Below are 17,495 nucleotides of genomic sequence, written 5' to 3'. Positions count from 1 at the left end.
ACTCGAACGGGGAAACGGCGGGGGGAGAACTGATCACAACATGCACGAGACGCAGCCCTCCACCTCGGTGCCTTCCAGCGCGAGCTGGCGCAGGCGGATGTAGTACAGCGTCTTGATGCCCTTGCGCCACGCGTAGATCTGCGCCTTGTTGACGTCGCGCGTGGTGGCCGTGTCCTTGAAGAACAGGGTCAGGCTCAGGCCCTGATCGACGTGCTGCGTCGCCGCGGCGTAGGTGTCGATGATCTTCTCGTAGCCGATCTCGTACGCGTCCTGGTAGTAGTCCAGGTTGTCGTTCGTCATGTACGGCGCCGGGTAGTACACGCGGCCGATCTTGCCTTCCTTGCGGATCTCGACCTTCGCGGCCACCGGGTGGATCGAGCTGGTGGAGTGGTTGATGTAGCTGATCGATCCGGTCGGCGGCACCGCCTGCAGGTTCTGGTTGTAGATGCCGTGCTCGCGCACCGACGCCCGCAGCTGACGCCAGTCGTCCTGGGTCGGGATGTGCACGCCGGCCTCCGAGAACAGCTCCGCCACACGGGCTGTCGCCGGCTCCCAGGCGCGATCGGTGTACTTGTCGAAGAACTCGCCGCTGGCGTACTTCGACTTCTCGAACCCGCCGAACGCCCGGCCGCGCTCCTTCGCGATGAGGTTCGACGCGCGGATCGCGTGGAACAGCACCGTGTAGAAGTAGATGTTCGTGAAGTCGATGCCCTCCTCGCTGCCGTAGTACACCCGCTCGCGGGCGAGGTAGCCGTGCAGGTTCATCTGACCCAGGCCGATCGCGTGAGAGCTGTTGTTGCCCTCCTGGATCGACGGCACCGAGGTGATCGCGGTCTGGTCGCTCACGGCGGTGAGGCCGCGGATCGAGGTCTCGATGGTCTGACCGAAGTCGGGCGAGTCCATCGTCTTGGCGATGTTCAGCGACCCGAGGTTGCACGAGATGTCCTTGCCCACCGAGGCGTAGGACAGGTCGTCGTTGAACGTCGACGCGGTCGAGACCTGCAGGATTTCCGAGCACAGGTTCGAGTGGGTGATCTTGCCGTCGATCGGGTTGGCGCGGTTCACCGTGTCCTCGAACATGATGTACGGGTAGCCCGACTCGAACTGCAGCTCGGCGAGGGTCTGGAAGAACTCGCGCGCCTTGATCTTCGTCTTGCGGATCCGGCGGTCCTCGACCATCTCGTGGTACTTGTCGGTCACGTTGATGTCGGCGAACGGCACCCCGTAGACACGCTCCACGTCGTACGGGGAGAACAGGTACATGTCGTCGTTGCGCTTGGCGAGCTCGAAGGTGATGTCGGGGATCACCACACCCAGCGACAGCGTCTTGATGCGGATCTTCTCGTCGGCGTTCTCCCGCTTGGTGTCGAGGAAGCGGTAGATGTCGGGGTGGTGGGCGTGCAGGTACACCGCGCCGGCACCCTGACGCGCACCGAGCTGGTTGGCGTAGCTGAACGAGTCCTCGAGCAGCTTCATGATCGGGATGACACCCGAGCTCTGGTTCTCGATCTTCTTGATCGGGGCACCGTGCTCACGGATGTTGCTGAGCAGCAACGCGACTCCGCCGCCGCGCTTGGACAGCTGCAGCGCGGAGTTGATGGAGCGACCGATCGACTCCATGTTGTCCTCGATGCGGAGCAGGAAGCACGAGACCGGTTCGCCGCGCTGCTTCTTGCCCGAGTTGAGGAACGTCGGGGTGGCCGGCTGGAAACGGCCGGAGATGATCTCGTCGACGAGGTTGCGGGCGAGGTCGGTGTCGCCGTCGGCCAGGGTCAGGGCGACCATGCAGACGCGGTCCTCGAACCGCTCGAGGTAGCGCTTCCCGTCGAACGTCTTGAGCGTGTACGAGGTGTAGTACTTGAACGCCCCGAGGAACGTCGGGAACCGGAACTTCTTCTTGTAGGCGTAGCCGAACAGGTCCTTGACGAACTCGCGGTCGTAGCGCTCGAGCACCTCGGCCTCGTAGTAGTTCTCCTCCACGAGGTAGTCGAGCTTCTCGTCGAGATCGTGGAAGAACACCGTGTTCTGGTTGACGTGCTGCAGGAAGTACTGGTTCGCCGCCTCGCGATCCTTCTCGAACTGGATCTTCCCGTCGGCGTCGTACAGGTTGAGCATCGCGTTGAGCGAGTGGTAGTCCATCTCGCCCGGCTCGTGCCCGGCCGGGTTCGGGTGTGCGCCCGACGTGACGGTCAGGTTGTCGGACACGGTTGCTGCGGTGGGGGTCACGAGGGAACTCCTGTGCTCGGGGCAAGAACGGTGATGTGCGTGTGGACGCGGCGGGGGGAGGTCAGGCGACGACGGCTACGGGGACGGCCCGGTCGGCGACGACCGCGCTGTCGCGGCCGAACTCGGCCAGACCACTGCGCACCCGCTCGACGTCGTGGGCGGTGCCCATCAGTTCGAAGCGATACAGATAGGGCACGCGGCACTTGCGGGACACGATGTCCCCGGCGAGGCAGAACTCCTCGCCGAAGTTGGTGTTGCCGGCGGCGATCACGGCGCGGATCCAGGACCGGTTGTGCTCGTCGTTGAGGAAGGCGATGACCTGCTTGGGGACGTACCCCGACCGCTCACCCGACGCCTTGCCGCCGCCGTAGGTCGGGAGGACCAGGACGAAGGGCTCGTCGACGACGAGCGCGGGGACGTCACCGCGCAGCGGGATCCGCACCGACCGCAGTCCGAGCTTCTCGACGAACCGGTGGGTGTTCTCCGACACCGACGAGAAGTAGACGATCAGCGGCGCCGACGACAGGGTGTCGGTCACGGTCGACCTCCCAGCGGTGGACGGAGCGGAACGGCTCGGATGGAACGGGATGGACGGGCGGGCCGTACCGGGTCAGGCAGCGGCGGTGGCGAGGGCCTTGATGCGGTCCGGGCGGAAACCCGACCAGTGCTCGGTGTCGACGACGACGACCGGGGCCTGCAGGTAGCCCAGTGCCATCACGTAGTCACGCGCCTCGGAGTCCTCGGTGATGTCGACGACGTCGTACTCCAGGCCCTGCTTGTCGAGCGCCTTGTAGGTGGCGTTGCACTGCACGCAGGCCGGCTTGGTGTAGACGGTGATGGCCATCGGGGCTCCTCGGGGTTCGAGCGTGATTCTGGGCGATCCGGGGTGGAAGCTGAGTGTCGCGGTGCGGTCTCTCACCTCGCCCCGATCACTACACCTAGTGTTCCACATCTGCTCCCGACACAACAGCTTGCGAATGACATTCGTGAAAGTCGCAGGTCGCGCCCGGCCACGTCGCACCGTCTCGGCGTGTCGCACGTCACATGTGCGCGGTCGTGGCGGCACCTGGCGGCGTCGTGTTCCCGATCGCCGGGGCGGTCCCGCCCGTCGCGCTACGCTCGCCACGTGCCCATCGACCTGCCACGACCCGGTACGGAGGACCCGTCCCGGCGGCGGTCCCCCGTCGACCTCCCTGTCGTCGGCGAGGTCGCGGCCGTGCGGGCCGACGCCGTCCGCAACCGGTCGGTGCTGCTGGAGGCCGCGCATCGGCTCGTCGACCGTCACGGTGCCGCCGACGTCACCATGGACGAGGTGGCCCGTGAGGCCGGCGTCGGCAAGGGCACGGTGTTCCGTCGGTTCGGGTCCCGTGCGGGCCTGATGCGCTCCCTGCTCGACCACTCCGAGGCCGAGATGCAGCGTGCGTTCCTCAGCGGCCCCCCGCCCCTGGGTCCCGGCGCACCGCCGCGCGAACGGCTCGCCGCCTACGGACGCGCGCGCCTGGCCATGGTGTGCGCGCATCTCGACATCCTCATCGAGGCCGACGGCGCCGCCGGCATCCTGCGCCTCGACCACCCCGCACGCCGTGTCTCCGCGATCCACGTGCAGTCGCTGCTCGTCGAGATGGGGTTCACCCCGCCGGCGACCGCCACCCGCGAGGCCGTCCTGGCACCGCTGGACCCCGCGGTGGTCGCCTTCATGGTGCGCCGTGAGGGCCTGCCCCTCGAGCAGATCGTCGGACAGTACGAGGAACTGGTGCGCTCGCTGCGCCCCTGAGTGCGTCTCAGGCGCCCGGGACGACCGCACGGAAGAACACCGCACGACTCGACGCCGCGCGGACGACCACATCGGGATCGGAGTCCCCCAACCACAGCGACCGGCCCGGTGACACGGCGACCGGGTCGCCACCCGGGACACGGACCTCGACCGTCCCGCTCACCACCGTCAGGATCTGCGGCCCCGCCGCGTCCAACGACACCGACGAACTGCGGTGCATGCCGGTGCCGTCGAGCTCGATGCGCGAGAGGCGGAACTCCGGCGCGGGTGTCGTGTAGATCCGTTCCGGCCCCACGGTGTGCACCGCCGGGGCGAGCTCACCCAGCGGCGACGGGGTGAAGTCGAGGACAGCCAGCAGTTCCGGGACGTCGACGTGCTTGGGCGTGAGACCGCCCCGCAACACGTTGTCGGAGTTGGCCATCACCTCCACCGCCGTGCCGCGCAGGTAGGCGTGCAGGTTCCCCGCGCCAAGGAACAGACCGTCGCCGGGTTGCAGTCGGAGACGGTTCAACAGGAGCACGGTGAGCACACCGGGATCCATCGGGTACGCCTCGCCGAGCTCCAACACCGTCTGCAACTCCATGGCGAAGCGTCGCTCGCCGGAGTTCAGGTAGGCGATGGCGCCGTCCAGCACGGCGGGGATCACCGTGTGCAGCACCGAGTCGGGCAGGGTGAGCCAGGTGGTGAACAGCGCACGCAGGCCGTGCGAGTCGGGTTGTCCCGCAAGCAGTCCCAGATAGGAGTCGAGTTCGGGGACCTGGAGGTCCCGCAGGAGGTCGACGGTGGCAGCCGGGTCGCGGAACCCCGCGAGCGCGTCGAACTCGCTGAGCGCCACCACCAGCTCGGGCTTGTGGTTGTCGTCGCGGTAGTTGCGGTGCGGCGCGTCGATCGGGACGCCCGCGGAGTTCTCCCGCGCGAACCCCGCCCGCGCCTGCTCACGCGTCGGGTGCGCCTGCAGCGACAGCGGCTCCTCCGCGGCGAGGATCTTGAGCAGGAACGGGAGTCGACGGTCGAAGCGCTCGGTGCAGTCGGGACCGAGTTGCCCGACGGGATCGTCGTCGATCACCGACAGGAGGTCGTCGCGGCCGTCGGGTCCGTCGACGAACCGTGCCGGCGCCGCGGGGTGCGCTCCGAACCACAGCTCCGCCTCGGGGTGCGGCGACGGGGTGGGCTTGCCACGCAGTGCCGCGAGCGCCGTGCGCGATCCCCACGCGTAGGGACGGACGACACCCTCGAGGGTCCACATCAGCGGCTCCCGACCAGTCGCAGGTACACCGCCGCCATGTCGATGCGCAGTGCGAGCACGAGCAGCGGCTCGATGTCGGCGGGTGAGTCGCCGGTCGACGTGGGCGACGGCAGCGGCTCAGCATCCGTCGCGGCGAGGACATCGGCGTCACCGATCGCCGACACCCGGTGGTGGACAGACCATTCCGACGTCGGCGTGGTGATCACCTGGACCCGGGTCGGGACGGTCGCCAGCGGCGGGTCGAAGTCGGGGTCGTGGAACAGGGGGTCGATCGGGGCCGCTGATCCCCCGACCGGCCGCGAGGCGGCGACGATCGCGTCGTCGAGGTCGCAGGCGGTTCCCGACAGGCCCGCCACGGCGTAGAACGTCCGTGCCGCATGGGCGGCGACCGCGGTGGCCGCCGGCGTCGCGCCGGCCCAGACACCGGTGCGACCCTCGACACGACCCGCCAGCGACTTCGCGGCGTTGTGGAAGGACTCGTTCGCCGGATGCGCCGCGGACGCCTCGTCGTCGAGGACGTCGGCCAGGGCCGCCGCGTCGAAACGTGCACCCGTGGTGCGGACCTCGGTCAGTGCGGCGATCACGGCGAGCAGCGCCGCGACGTGACCGGCGAAACGGAACTGCGCGGGCGCGGGGACGCGGGGCGAGAGGTCCAGGCCGTTCCCGGCAGCCGACTCGGCCACGGGTCCTTCGACGGGCACGTCGAGCACCAGCTCGGCATGGCGGCGCACCGCCCGCGCCGCGGCGTCCGCGAGACGACGGTCCCCGGCGTCGTCCCCGGCGACGACGACCACGTCCAGCGGACCGATCCACCCGGGCACGACGGGGGTGACGACGAGCGGCACGTCTGTGTACGACGCCATGGTGGACACCACCAACGCCGCGGCGTCGCGGGCGGTCCCCCGACCGACGACGATGACCACGGCCCGGGGGCGCGCCCGCGTGAGCGGCTCGAGCACGCCCTCCTCGACGGCGGCCCCCACCGCACGCACCTGCGCTCCCGCGAGAGCCCCGGCGCGCAGGAAACCGTCGACGTCGGCGTCCTGCAGCTGCGCGACGTCGTCGAGATCCGTGGTGCCGGTGAGCATCATGTCGAGCGGGACGTGGTCATGGACGGACGGTCCCCAGGACGGACGCGACGATCTCGTCGACGCGCTCGGTCGTCGCCGCCTCGGCGTTCAGGCGCAGGAGCGGCTCGGTGTTGGAGGCGCGCAGGTTGAACCAGGCCCCGTCGGTCAACTCGACGGTGACCCCGTCGAGCCGGTCGATCGACGCCGTCTGGTCGGCGAACGAGGCGATGACGGCCTCGGTCGCGGCGGCGGCGTCGGCCACGGTCGAGTTGATCTCCCCGGAGGCGACATACCTTTCGAACTCCGCCAGCAGTTCCGATGCGGGGGTGTCGGTCTCACCGAGCGCGGCGAGCACGTGCATCGCGGCGAGCATGCCCGAGTCGGCACCCCAGAAGTCGCGGAAGTAGTAGTGCGCCGAGTGTTCCCCGCCGAAGACCGCACCGGTCTCGGCCATCTGCTGCTTGATGAACGAGTGACCCACCCGGGTCCGCACCGGGGTCCCGCCCTGCTCGGTCACCAACTCGGGCACGGCGCGGGACGTGATGAGGTTGTGGATGATCGTCGAGCCCGGGTGCTTGGCCAGTTCGCGCTGCGCCACCAGTCCGGTCACCGCCGACGGCGAGACCGGCTCACCGCGTTCGTCGACGACGAAACAGCGGTCCGCGTCCCCGTCGAAGGCCAGTCCGACGTCGGCGCCGGTCTCGCGGACATAGGCCTGCAGGTCGACGAGGTTCGCCGGGTCCAGCGGGTTGGCCTCGTGGTTGGGGAACGTGCCGTCGAGCTCGAAGAAGAGGTCCCGCACGGTGAACGCCGGGATCGAACCGAGCACGGCGGGGACGGTGTGCCCGCCCATCCCGTTCCCGGCGTCCACGGCGATCGTCAGCGGACGGCTGCCCGAGAGGTCCACCAGCTCGTGCAGGTAGGCCGCGTAGTCGCCCAGCACGTCCTGCTCGCTCACCGTCCCCCGTGGGCCGTCGAAGGCGGGTGTGCCGTGCACGAGTTCGTCGGAGATCGTGGCCAGTCCGGTCTGCTGGCCCACCGGTTTGGCGCCGGCCCGGCACAGCTTGATGCCGTTGTAGGCGGCCGGGTTGTGGCTCGCCGTGAACATCGCGCCCGGCATGTCCAGGCAACCCGAGGCGAAATACAGCTGATCGGTCGACGCCAGCCCGATGAGCACGACGTCGAGTCCCTGGTCGCAGACACCGTCGGCGAACGCCCGCGACAGCTCCGGCGAGGAGGACCGCATGTCGTGTCCGACGACGACGGACCGTGCGCCCTCGGCACGCATCAGCGCCGCGAAAGACCGGCCCACGTCGGCCACGAAGGCCGCGTCGATCTGCTCACCCACCAGTCCGCGCACGTCGTAGGCCTTCACGATCGCGGCCACGGATTCCTGGGTCCTCGCGGTGGTTGCGGTGGGCACCCCGTTCGGGTCCGACACGGTGCAGCTCCTCGGGACGGGCGCGTTCCGCGCCGGGTGGATGGTTCGACAGGGTCGAACCCAGCCTAATCGGTGGCGGCGGCGCATGACCCGGCTCCGGGTGAGGAAGGTGGTCCGCGCGAATCACCCACGCGTGCGGGGAATCGGGCCCGTCGGGGCCGGGGTCAGTCGACCGGGTCGGGCAGGACCCGGAGGTGTCCGCGACGGCCCGGACGGGGGCGGGCGCCCGCCACAGGGGACGCGGGCAGCGGGGCGTGCTCGAGAGCGGCGGAACGTGCGGTGGCACGGCCACCATCGCGGCCGACACGCTCGCGGACGGCCTCGGCCAGGGCGGTCAGGTCGTCCTCGTCGCCGACAGGCGCACCGAAGCCCCCCGCACTGCGCATCATCTCCCAGCCACGGGGAACGGTGATCCTGCCGGCGTGGACGTCGCAGAGATCCCACGAATGCGGCTCGTCGCTCGAGGCCAGGGGGCCCACGACGGCGACGGACTCGGCGTAGACGAACGTCAGGGTGGCGACCGCGGGCTGCGCGCAGCCGGGCCTGCTGCAGTGCCGAGGACGTCTCACATCGGGCAGGTTATCCCGACGACACGACAGCCACGACGCCGACACACCGCGCCGACACCGTGTCTACACTCGCGCCATGTCCCGCCCGCCCCGCTCGTCGACGTCGCGCGCCCATGCGCGCCCGGGGGGCGGGGAGTCGGTGTCGGGGCGTCGCCGACGGATCCGGGACCGCCGTGGCCGCGGCCTGCGATCGCGTCTGCTCCCGCCGGACCTGCCGGCTGCCAACACGCGGTCGGAGTCGTTCGACCTCGTCGTGCTGGAGGCGTTCGCGGAGATCGACGCGCGATGGCACGACCAGCTCGGCGACCTCGACCTCGCGGTCGACGAGATCCCGCGGGTCCTCCCCCATGATCCGGAGACTGTGCAGTGGCCGGACGAGGTGACCGCGGACGGCGCGATCCCGTTGGCGCGGTTGCTCCCTGCCGGGATCGACGCGCAGGGCCGACCGTCGAAGGCGCGGATCGTCGTGTTCCGCAAACCGCTGGAGAGTCGCGCGGACTCGGGTGCCGACCTCGTGGACCTCGTCCACGAGGTCCTGGTGCATCAGATCGCCACGCACCTCGGCGTCGACGAGGACACCATCGACCCCGACCCGCGCTGAGCGGTCGTCAGATGATGCCGCGCTTGAGGCGCCGGCGCTCCCGCTCGGACAGGCCACCCCAGATGCCGAAGCGCTCGTCCTTGTACAGGGCGTACTCGAGGCACTCCGCTTTCACCTCGCAGCCGGAACAGATGCGCTTGGCCTCGCGGGTGGAGCCGCCCTTCTCGGGGAAGAACGCCTCGGGGTCGGTCTGCGCGCACAGGGCGCGCTCCTGCCACTGCTCCTCGGCATCGTCGAACAGCGCGTCGAAGTCGTTGGTGACGAGACTCAGGTGGGGGGTGTTCGGTGCCGGCGTGCGCGACGGGAATCCGTCACCCAACATGTGTTCAGACGACATCGCCGGGCCTCCTCAAGTTTCCGTTGTGCCATCCCCCGTCCAGGGGATCGCTTGGCGTGCAATGACTGTCGCGGGGGGCAGTCGGCGTCAACCACGTTCCGTCCGGTGCCGTTCGAACATGTGATCGAAAGCCGTGCGTCCGAACGCATCTCGATCACAAATCGCTAATGACACTGGTGTGATTAGACACGCTGGCGCGTCGCGGGGTCAAGCCGAACGGCGAAATTGCCAATACCACCAGCCGCACACGTTTGCGCCGATCCCCGTCAGTGGCGTGTCGCACTCGATCCTGTCGGCGTGTCGCGCGCGCGACGAGCGGCCGCCCGCCCCGTCGGGGGCGTGACTACAGTGGGTCGACGTGAAGGCAACGGTCCTGGTGGGTGGCGTCGGCGGCGCCCGGTTCCTGCAAGGCGTCCGGCATCTGCTCGGACCCACCCCGTTCCCCGCCGGTGAGGACGAACCCGCTGCCGCCCAGTCGGATTCGAGCATAACCGCGATCGTGAACGTGGGTGACGACGCCTGGATGCACGGCGTCCGGATCTGTCCCGATCTGGACACCTGCATGTACACCCTCGGCGACGGGATCGACACCGAGCGCGGATGGGGCCGACGCGACGAGAGCTGGAACGCCAAGGCGGAGCTCGCCGCCTACGGCGCCGACCCCGACTGGTTCGGTCTGGGCGACCGCGACCTCGCGACCCACCTCATCCGCACCCAGATGCTCGACGCCGGCTACCGCCTCTCCGACGTCACGGCCGCACTGTGCAAGCGCTGGCAGCCCGGCGTCCGGTTGATCCCGGCCACCGACGACCGGCACGAGACGCACGTCGTGGTCACCCGGGAGGACGACGGCGCCAAGGTCGCCATCCACTTCCAGGAGTGGTGGGTGCGTCATCGCGCCCGGATACCCACCCACGGCTTCGCCCAGGTCGGCTCCGAGGAGGCCACGCCGGCGCCGGGTGTGGCCGAGGCCATCGCCGACGCCGACATCGTCCTGCTCGCCCCCAGCAACCCGGTGGTGAGCATCGGCGCCATCATCAGCGTCCCCGGCGTGCGCGCAGCCCTGCGGACCACCTCGGCGCCGGTGGTGGGCGTCTCCCCCGTCATCGGCGGCGCCCCCTTGCGCGGCATGGCCGACGAGTGCCTGTCGGTGATCGGCGTCGAGACCACCGCCGAGGCGGTGGGAGCCCACCTCGGGGCCCGCTCGGGCACCGGGATCCTCGACGGGTGGCTCGTCGCCCCCGACGACACCGCCGACATCCCCGGTGTCGCCACCGCGAGCGTGCCGCTGCTGATGACCGACCCCGCGACCACCGCCGAGATCGTCCGTGCCGCGTGCCGTCTCGTCGGCGTGGACCCCGCGTGAGCGCGGACCCCGCACCGCAGGCACCCGCGGCACAGGGACCCGCCGGCGATCACGCCGTGTCGGACGTGACGATGACGGCGGTCCGCGGCCTGCCGCGCTTCGTCGCCGGTGACGACGTCGCGTCCGCCATCGCGGACGCCGCCCCGGATCTGCGGGACGGTGACGTGCTCGTCGTGACGTCGAAGATCATCTCGAAGGCCGAGGGGCGCACGGTGATCGCACCCCGGGACCCCGACGAGCGCGACGCCGTGCGGCGGGCCCTCGTCGAGCAGGAGTCGGTCCGGGTGCTGGCACGCAGGAACCGCACCCTCATCACCGAGAACGCCCTGGGGATCGTGCAGGCGGCCTCCGGCGTCGACGGATCCAACGTCGGCACCGACGAGCTGGTGCTGCTCCCCCTCGACCCGGACGCGAGCGCACGCGCCCTGCGCGATCGTCTGGCGGAGATCCGCGGCGTCGACGTCGCGGTCATCATCACCGACACCATGGGACGTGCGTGGCGCACCGGTCAGACCGATGCCGCCATCGGTGCCGCCGGGATCGCGGTCACCCACCCCTACGAGGGGACCCGCGACCGGTGGGGCAACGACCTCGTCGTCACCGACATCGCCGTCGCCGACGAGATCGCCGCCGCCGCCGATCTGGTGAAGGGCAAACTCGGCGAGACACCCGTCGCGATCGTCCGCGGCCTGCAGCCGCATGACGACGGTTCCGGCGCAAGGGATCTCGTCCGTCCGGGTGAGGAGGACCTGTTCTGGCTCGGCGCCGACGAGGCTGTCGCGCTCGGACGTCGCCAGGCGCTGCTGACACGGTCGTCGGTGCGCACCTTCGCCGACGAGTCGGTCGCCGAGGAGGACATGCGCGCCGCGTTCGCGGAGGCACTGACCGCGCCCGCTCCACACCACACCCACCCGGTCCGGTTCGTGTGGGTCCGCGACCGCGCGCGCCGGATCGCACTGCTCGACGCGATGGCGCAGCGGTGGGAGCGCGACCTGGCCGCCGACGGGAAGACCGCCGAGTCGATCGAGAAGCGCCTGCATCGGGGCCAGATCCTCTACGACGCACCCGAGCTCGTCATCCCGATGCTCGTCATGGACGGCGCGCACGACTACCCCGACAGTGCCCGCACCGCGGCCGAGCACACGATGTTCACGGTCGCCGTGGGCGCGGCGGTGCAGGGCCTGTTGGTGGCGCTGTCCGTCCGTGGCATCGGCAGCTGTTGGGTCGGGTCGACCATCTTCGCGGCCGACCTCGTCCCCGGGATCCTCGACGTCCCCGGCGACTGGGAGCCGTTGGGCGCCGTCGCCATCGGCCACCCCGCCACCGATCCCGGCCTACGGGCACCCGCCGAGACCGACGGGCTGGTGCACGACCGGTGACCGCGTCAGGCCTGCATTCCTCGACTGTCGCGGCACTGTCGTCGTTCCCCGCGCCGGACGGCGGTCAGGATGCGCTGCGGCACACGATGCTCGCGTTCCTCGCCGCCCGCGACGACGCCTGCCTGCGATCCTGCGCACCGGGACACATCACCGCCTCGACGCTCGTCCTCGACCACACCGGGCGTTTCACGCTGTTGACGTTGCATCCCCGCGTCGGTGCGTGGATCCAGCTCGGCGGTCACTGCGAACCCGACGACGACTCCCTGGCCGCCGCGGCCTTGCGGGAGGCGACCGAGGAGTCCGGCATCGACGGGATCGCGGTGCATCCGGGACCCGTTGCCCTGCACACGCACCCGATCACCTGCTCGCTCGGGGTCCCGACCCGCCACCTCGACGTCCGGTTCCTCGGCGTCACCCCCGCCACCGCCGACGGCACCCCGCCGCCTGCCGTCCGGAGTGACGAGTCCGTCGACCTGCGGTGGTGGCCCGTCGACGATCTCCCGGAGAGTGCCCGCACCGAGGAGATGCTCGGACTGGTCGACGCCGCCCTGCGCGCACACAGCGCGACCGTCGCCTGACGCCCACTCGACGCCCACAAACGCCCACTCGACGTCTTTAACCGCCCACTCGACGCCTTCGAGCCGCGTCGAGTGGGCGGTAGGAGACGTCGAGTGGGCGGTGGATCCGCTCAGCGAGGCCCGATGCGCTGACCCTTGCCGACCGCGACCACGCCGCCGGCACTGATCGTGTACTTCTCGCGGTCCCGCTCGGGCTCGACGCCGACGATCTCGCCGGGTCCGACGACGACGTTCTTGTCGAGGATCGCCTTGCGCACCACGGCTCCACGCCCGATCCGGACGCCGGGCATGAGCACGCTGCCCTCGACGGTGGCCCCGTCGTCGATGATGACGTTGGAGCTCAGGACCGAGTTGCGCACGGTGGCCGCGGAGATGATCGACCCGGCCCCCACCACCGACTCCTGTGCGAGCCCGCCGTGGACGAACTTGGCGGGTGCGAGGTTCTCGGCGGCGCCGCGGATCGGCCAGCGACGGTTGTAGAGGTTGAACACCGGGTGCACCGACACCAGGTCCATGTGTGCGTCGTAGAAGGCGTCGAGCGTCCCGACGTCGCGCCAGTACCCCTTGTCCCGCTCGGTCGCGCCGGGGACCTCGTTGTCCTTGAAGTCGTAGACGTGCGCCTCGCCCCGGTTCACGAACCCCGGGATGATGTCGCCGCCCATGTCGTGGTCGGAGTCGCTGTCCTCGGCGTCCGCCCGGATCGCCTCGACGAGCGCGTCGGTGGTGAACACGTAGTTGCCCATCGAGGCGAACGTCGCGTCCGGGTCGTCGGGGGTGCCGGGCGGGTCCTTCGGCTTCTCGAGGAACTGCGTGATGCGACCGGACTCGTCGGCGTCGATGCACCCGAACGCGAACGCCTCGGACCGTGGCACGCGGATCCCCGCGACGGTCGCGGCCGCGCCGGACTCGATGTGCGCGGCGACCATCTGCTCGGGGTCCATCCGGTACACGTGGTCGGCACCGAACACGACGATGTAGTCGGGCTGTTCGTCGTAGACGAGGTTGAGGGACTGGAAGATCGCGTCCGCACTGCCCGTGTACCACCGCGGTCCGAGGCGCTGCTGCGCCGGGACCGGGGTGATGTATTCGTCGTTGAACCCGGACAGCCTCCAGGTCTGCGAGATGTGGCGGTCGAGCGAGTGGGACTTGTACTGCGTCAACACGCAGAGTCGCTGATACCCCGCGTTGACGAGGTTGCTCAGCACGAAGTCGATGAGCCGGTAGGCCCCGCCGAACGGGACCGCGGGCTTGGCGCGGTCCAGGGTGAGCGGGTAGAGGCGCTTGCCCTCTCCGCCCGCCAGCACGATCCCGAGGACATGCGGCTGTGATCTCACCCCGCCAACCTATCGGTCATCCGTGGCCCCGGCCACACCTCCCGGTGCGTGGCGGGAACCGTCGTCCACGCACTAGCGTCGTCTGTCATGCGAGTGGCGATGATGACGCGTGAGTACCCGCCCGAGGTCTACGGCGGTGCGGGGGTTCACGTCACCGAACTGGTCCGGCACCTGCGGGCGCTCGCGACGGTCGACGTGCACTGCATGGGCGCCCCTCGGGACACCGCCCACGTCTACACCTCCGACCCCGGGCTCACCGGTGCGAACGCCGCGCTGACCACCATGTCCGCGGATCTCCGCATGGTGGCGGGTGCCGAAGGTGCCGACATCATGCACTCGCACACCTGGTACACCGGGCTCGCCGGGCACCTGGCGGCTCAGCTCTACGGGGCCCCCCACGTCCTCACCGCCCACTCCCTGGAGCCGCGACGACCGTGGAAGGCCGAACAACTCGGCGGCGGATACCGCCTGTCGAGCTGGGCCGAGCGCAACGCCGTCGAGTACGCCGACGCGGTCATCGCCGTGTCCGCGGGGATGCGGGGGGACGTCTGCGACGCCTATCCGCGCCTCGACCCCGACCGTGTCCACGTGGTGCGCAACGGGATCGACACGCAGTCGTGGGCCCCTGTCGCCGATCCCTGGGCCGAGGGCTCGGCACTGACCGCTCTCGGCGTGGATCCCGACCGTCCGATCGCGGTGTTCGTCGGCCGCATCACCCGCCAGAAGGGTGTGGCGCACCTCGTGGCCGCGGCACACCGGTTCGATCCCGACATCCAGCTCGTCCTGTGCGCCGGCGCACCCGACACCCCCGAGATCGGCGCCGAGATCGCTGCGGCCGTGGCGGAGCTGTCCGAGCAGCGCAGTGGCGTCCACTGGGTGCAGGAGATGCTCCCCACCGCGCGGGTCGCGGAGATCCTCACCGCCGCAACCGTGTTCGTGTGCCCGTCCATCTACGAGCCGCTGGGCATCGTGAACCTCGAGGCGATGGCGTGCGGGACCGCGGTGGTCGCCTCCGACGTCGGCGGGATCCCCGAGGTCGTGCGTGACCAGGTGACGGGCCTGCTGGTGCACTACGACGCGACCGACGCCCCGGGGTTCGAGTCCGCCCTGGCGGCATCGGTGAACTCCCTCGCCCGCGATGCCGGGCGGGCGTCGGAGATGGGTGTGGCAGGTCGCGACCGCGCGATCGCGGAGTTCTCGTGGGACTCCATCGCCGAGCAGACCGTGGCGGTCTACCGTCAGGCGCTCGGCTCGTAGACCGACACGGTCATCGAGAAGGTGACCGACGTGTGGTCGTCGAGGGCGGCCGCACGCTCGCCGATCTGCGCCGCGGACATGTGGTGCGCCGACGGGCCCATGGCGACGAGGTCCGCGACCAGCGATCGGTCTGCGTCCACCGTGTACTCGACCAGCCGGCGCTCGACGCGGGTGAACGCGACACCCAGGGTCGCGCCGATCCGGTCGGGTTTCGCCGGGTCGACACCGATCATCTGCATCGGTGCGACGATCTCGCCGAGATGCCGCGGGGTCGGCGTCACCAGCACCACCGCGCCGCCGGGCGCCAGCACGCGGGTGAACTCGGCGACGTTGCGGGGCGAGAACACCGACAGGACCGTGTCGGCCACACCGGTGCGCACGGGCAGTCGTTGCCAGGCGTCGGCCACGACCGCCCCCACCGCCCCGGAGAGGCGCGCCACGGCGCGCGCGCAGGGCTTGGACAGGTCGAGGCCGATCCCGCGCCGGGCGGGCTCGGCGTCGACCAGGCGACCCAGATGGTGACCCGTACCGGCGCCGACGTCGAGGACGACCGGGCCGCGGGCGACGTCGAGCAGAGCATCGGTCACCGGGCCGAAGTGACCCGCCTCCTGGACGCGGTCGCGGGCGGCGACCATCTCGCCCGTGTCGGACCGCAGGCCGCCCGTCGACCCGGCCAGCAGGGCGACGTACCCCTGTCGGGCGATGTCGAAGGTGTGTCCCCGGTCGCAGATGACCGACCGGTCGTCGATGTCGAGATCACCGGTGCAGACCGGGCAGTCGAGGAGATCGACGACGTCCGCGAGCACTGCGCTGTCACCGACCGCGCGTGGGGCTGCCGTCAGCCGGCGACGCCACGCAGTTCTTCGCCGAGAGCGGCTGCCTCGTCCGCGGTGAGCTCGACCACGAGACGTCCGCCACCCTCGATCGGGATGCGTACGACGATTCCTCGCCCTTCCTTGGCTGCTTCAAGGGGACCGTCACCGGTCCGTGGCTTCATCGCCGCCATGTCACAAGCTCCCTCCGAGAAAACGCCGTCGTTCGGCGTCAGGGTTCGATCTTATGCGGCCGGACCGCGGTCGTCCCCCGGCGCATCCGCGTCGACGCGTGAGAGATCGTTCGCCTCACGTCCCTGCAGGTCCAGGACGACCCCTCGCAGCTCGTCGATCTCGCGCGCCAGCTTCTCCAGGGCCCAGTCGACCTCGGACTGCTTGTAACCGCGGAATACCAGGGCGAAGCGCAACGCGCGGACGTCCGACCCGGCGATCCCGGCGCGCGGCAACCGGGTGAGCGTGGTGTCCGGATCGAGCGCGGGGAGGTCCTCGCCGCGCCCGAAGACGAACCACACGATCGCGAACACGACGGCGATGACCACCACCATGACGAGCAGGTAGAGCAACAGGGTCGACACGCACCCGACCGTAGCGGGCGGTGTCTGCCGCCGTCCCCCTCAGGTCGCGACGACGCCGCGCAGGCCGTCCTCGCCGAACAGCGGTTCCAGCATCGAGGAGTAGTCGGGGCCGCGGCGCAGCATCTGGCCGCCGTCGACGTTGATGACCTGTCCGGTGATCCACGTCGACGCGTCGCCGAGCAGGAACGTCGCGAGGTTCGCGATGTCGTCGACCTCGCCCACACGCGGGATCGGTGTCGCGGCCGCGTAGTCGGCGGAGAGTTCCGGTGACTCCAGGACGATGGCCACCAGCTCCGTGCGGGTCAGGCCCGGCCGGATGCCGTTCACGCGCACGTTGCTGGCGCCGAGTTCGTCGGCGGCGAGCCGGACGAGGTGGTCCACGGCCGACTTGGTGACCCCGTAGGCGCCGAACCATCGATGGGTGTTGGACGAGGCGATCGACGAGATGGCCACGATGGACCCGCCGCCGGCGCGCACGAGTTCCCGCGCGGCGTGCTTGATCGTGTACATCGTCCCGTTGACGTTGAGGTCGACGGTGTTGCGCCAGGCGGCGCTGTCGATCTGCGTGACGGGGCCGATGGTCTCGCTGCCGCCCGCGCAGGCGACCACACCGTCGAGACGTCCGACGCGCTCGACGACCTCGGCGACGGCGCCCGCCACCTGCTCCTCGTCGGTGATGTCGGCGGAGACGGCGTGCACCGTCCCGGTCCCGCCCGCGGCGCTGATCTCGCTCACCGCCGCGTCGAGGCGGTCGCGGCCACGACCGAGGATGGTGACCTGCGCACCCCCTGCGACCAGCGTCTCCGCGATGCCGCGGCCTATGCCGCTGCCACCTCCGGTGACGAGGATCGACTTGTCCGTGACCGAACCGACCGACATGCGTGCACTCCCATCGCCGTGCAGGACACG

19 protein-coding genes are annotated in these 17,495 nt (G+C 70.3%); 6 read left to right on the top strand and 13 right to left on the bottom strand.

Annotation, left to right across the window (positions count from 1 at the left end; all coding sequences use genetic code 11):
• Positions 1 to 33 precede the first annotated feature (33 nt).
• The 3 genes from nrdE to nrdH all read right to left on the bottom strand — a co-directional run bounded on the left by nrdE (position 34) and on the right by nrdH (position 3,070).
• Positions 34 to 2,226 carry a class 1b ribonucleoside-diphosphate reductase subunit alpha gene (gene nrdE, locus LX14_RS13770; protein WP_253647728.1) on the bottom strand — a complete coding sequence of 731 codons (2,193 nt, stop codon included), beginning with the start codon at positions 2,224 to 2,226 and terminating at the stop codon, positions 34 to 36.
• A 61-nt stretch (positions 2,227 to 2,287) separates the two neighbouring features.
• Complete coding sequence (gene nrdI / locus LX14_RS13765; protein WP_253647727.1) at positions 2,288 to 2,764, bottom strand: class Ib ribonucleoside-diphosphate reductase assembly flavoprotein NrdI; 477 nt, start codon at positions 2,762 to 2,764, stop codon at positions 2,288 to 2,290.
• 72 nt (positions 2,765 to 2,836) lie between these two features.
• A complete protein-coding gene (nrdH, locus tag LX14_RS13760; protein WP_253647726.1) occupies positions 2,837 to 3,070 on the bottom strand; it encodes a glutaredoxin-like protein NrdH in 234 nt (77 codons plus the stop codon).
• 282 nt (positions 3,071 to 3,352) lie between these two features.
• On the opposite strand from nrdH, the gene LX14_RS13755 reads away from it, so the two are divergent.
• Entirely contained in the window at positions 3,353 to 4,000 is a 648-nt protein-coding gene (locus tag LX14_RS13755; protein WP_308214107.1) for a TetR/AcrR family transcriptional regulator, read from the top strand.
• 7 nt (positions 4,001 to 4,007) lie between these two features.
• On the opposite strand, the gene manA is transcribed toward LX14_RS13755, so the two are convergent.
• The 4 genes from manA to LX14_RS13735 form a co-directional block, all read right to left on the bottom strand.
• Entirely contained in the window at positions 4,008 to 5,246 is a 1,239-nt protein-coding gene (gene manA / locus LX14_RS13750; protein ID WP_253647725.1) for a mannose-6-phosphate isomerase, class I, read from the bottom strand.
• On the bottom strand, positions 5,246 to 6,334 hold the full coding sequence (locus LX14_RS13745; protein WP_253648024.1) for a hypothetical protein: 1,089 nt from the start codon (positions 6,332 to 6,334) through the stop codon (positions 5,246 to 5,248). The genes manA and LX14_RS13745 overlap by 1 nt, the downstream gene beginning before the upstream one ends.
• A gap of 19 nt (positions 6,335 to 6,353) precedes the next feature.
• Positions 6,354 to 7,757, bottom strand: coding sequence for a phosphomannomutase/phosphoglucomutase (locus LX14_RS13740; protein WP_253647724.1), 1,404 nt, complete (start codon positions 7,755 to 7,757; stop codon positions 6,354 to 6,356).
• A gap of 164 nt (positions 7,758 to 7,921) precedes the next feature.
• Positions 7,922 to 8,326, bottom strand: a complete 405-nt coding sequence (locus tag LX14_RS13735) for a DUF3499 domain-containing protein (protein WP_253647723.1) — start codon at positions 8,324 to 8,326, stop codon at positions 7,922 to 7,924.
• A gap of 76 nt (positions 8,327 to 8,402) precedes the next feature.
• Between LX14_RS13735 and LX14_RS13730 the strand changes: the two genes are divergently transcribed.
• Positions 8,403 to 8,927: a metallopeptidase family protein gene (locus tag LX14_RS13730; RefSeq protein ID WP_253647722.1), complete on the top strand. Its 525-nt coding sequence runs from the start codon at positions 8,403 to 8,405 to the stop codon at positions 8,925 to 8,927.
• Between the two features lie 7 nt (positions 8,928 to 8,934).
• On the opposite strand, the gene LX14_RS13725 is transcribed toward LX14_RS13730, so the two are convergent.
• Positions 8,935 to 9,264 (bottom strand): WhiB family transcriptional regulator, encoded by a 330-nt coding sequence (locus LX14_RS13725; RefSeq protein ID WP_372505341.1) that lies wholly within the window; start codon positions 9,262 to 9,264, stop codon positions 8,935 to 8,937.
• A gap of 358 nt (positions 9,265 to 9,622) precedes the next feature.
• On the opposite strand from LX14_RS13725, the gene cofD reads away from it, so the two are divergent.
• Genes cofD through LX14_RS13710 form a run of 3 tightly spaced genes read left to right on the top strand, consistent with a single transcriptional unit; the run spans position 9,623 to position 12,587 of the window.
• Positions 9,623 to 10,630, top strand: coding sequence for a 2-phospho-L-lactate transferase (cofD, locus tag LX14_RS13720; RefSeq protein ID WP_253647721.1), 1,008 nt, complete (start codon positions 9,623 to 9,625; stop codon positions 10,628 to 10,630).
• Positions 10,627 to 12,009, top strand: a complete 1,383-nt coding sequence (locus LX14_RS13715) for a coenzyme F420-0:L-glutamate ligase (protein ID WP_372505340.1) — start codon at positions 10,627 to 10,629, stop codon at positions 12,007 to 12,009. The genes cofD and LX14_RS13715 overlap by 4 nt, the downstream gene beginning before the upstream one ends.
• A complete protein-coding gene (locus LX14_RS13710) occupies positions 12,006 to 12,587 on the top strand; it encodes an NUDIX hydrolase (protein ID WP_253647720.1) in 582 nt (193 codons plus the stop codon). The genes LX14_RS13715 and LX14_RS13710 overlap by 4 nt, the downstream gene beginning before the upstream one ends.
• 110 nt (positions 12,588 to 12,697) lie before the next feature.
• Here LX14_RS13710 and glgC read toward each other — a convergent pair whose 3' ends face one another.
• A complete protein-coding gene (gene glgC, locus LX14_RS13705) occupies positions 12,698 to 13,921 on the bottom strand; it encodes a glucose-1-phosphate adenylyltransferase (protein WP_253647719.1) in 1,224 nt (407 codons plus the stop codon).
• A gap of 48 nt (positions 13,922 to 13,969) precedes the next feature.
• Here glgC and glgA point away from each other — a divergent pair, with 48 nt between their 5' ends.
• Positions 13,970 to 15,178, top strand: coding sequence for a glycogen synthase (gene glgA / locus LX14_RS13700; RefSeq protein ID WP_308214106.1), 1,209 nt, complete (start codon positions 13,970 to 13,972; stop codon positions 15,176 to 15,178).
• Here glgA and LX14_RS13695 read toward each other — a convergent pair.
• Genes LX14_RS13695 through LX14_RS13680 form a run of 4 tightly spaced genes read right to left on the bottom strand, consistent with a single transcriptional unit; the run spans position 15,160 to position 17,465 of the window.
• Positions 15,160 to 15,984 (bottom strand): putative RNA methyltransferase, encoded by an 825-nt coding sequence (locus LX14_RS13695; protein ID WP_253647717.1) that lies wholly within the window; start codon positions 15,982 to 15,984, stop codon positions 15,160 to 15,162. The two genes, glgA and LX14_RS13695, sit on opposite strands and share 19 nt — an antisense overlap.
• Positions 15,985 to 16,016: 32 nt before the next feature.
• Positions 16,017 to 16,184: a DUF3117 domain-containing protein gene (locus LX14_RS13690; protein WP_005171222.1), complete on the bottom strand. Its 168-nt coding sequence runs from the start codon at positions 16,182 to 16,184 to the stop codon at positions 16,017 to 16,019.
• Between the two features lie 51 nt (positions 16,185 to 16,235).
• Entirely contained in the window at positions 16,236 to 16,586 is a 351-nt protein-coding gene (locus LX14_RS13685) for a DivIVA domain-containing protein (protein ID WP_308214105.1), read from the bottom strand.
• Positions 16,587 to 16,625: 39 nt separating this feature from the next.
• Positions 16,626 to 17,465, bottom strand: a complete 840-nt coding sequence (locus LX14_RS13680; RefSeq protein WP_253647716.1) for an SDR family oxidoreductase — start codon at positions 17,463 to 17,465, stop codon at positions 16,626 to 16,628.
• Between the last annotated feature and the right edge of the window lie 30 nt (positions 17,466 to 17,495).

The organism is Williamsia deligens (assembly GCF_024171765.1).
GTDB classification, from domain to species: Bacteria; Actinomycetota; Actinomycetes; order Mycobacteriales; family Mycobacteriaceae; genus Williamsia_A; species Williamsia_A deligens.
This window is presented reverse-complemented; position numbering and strand designations above follow the sequence as displayed.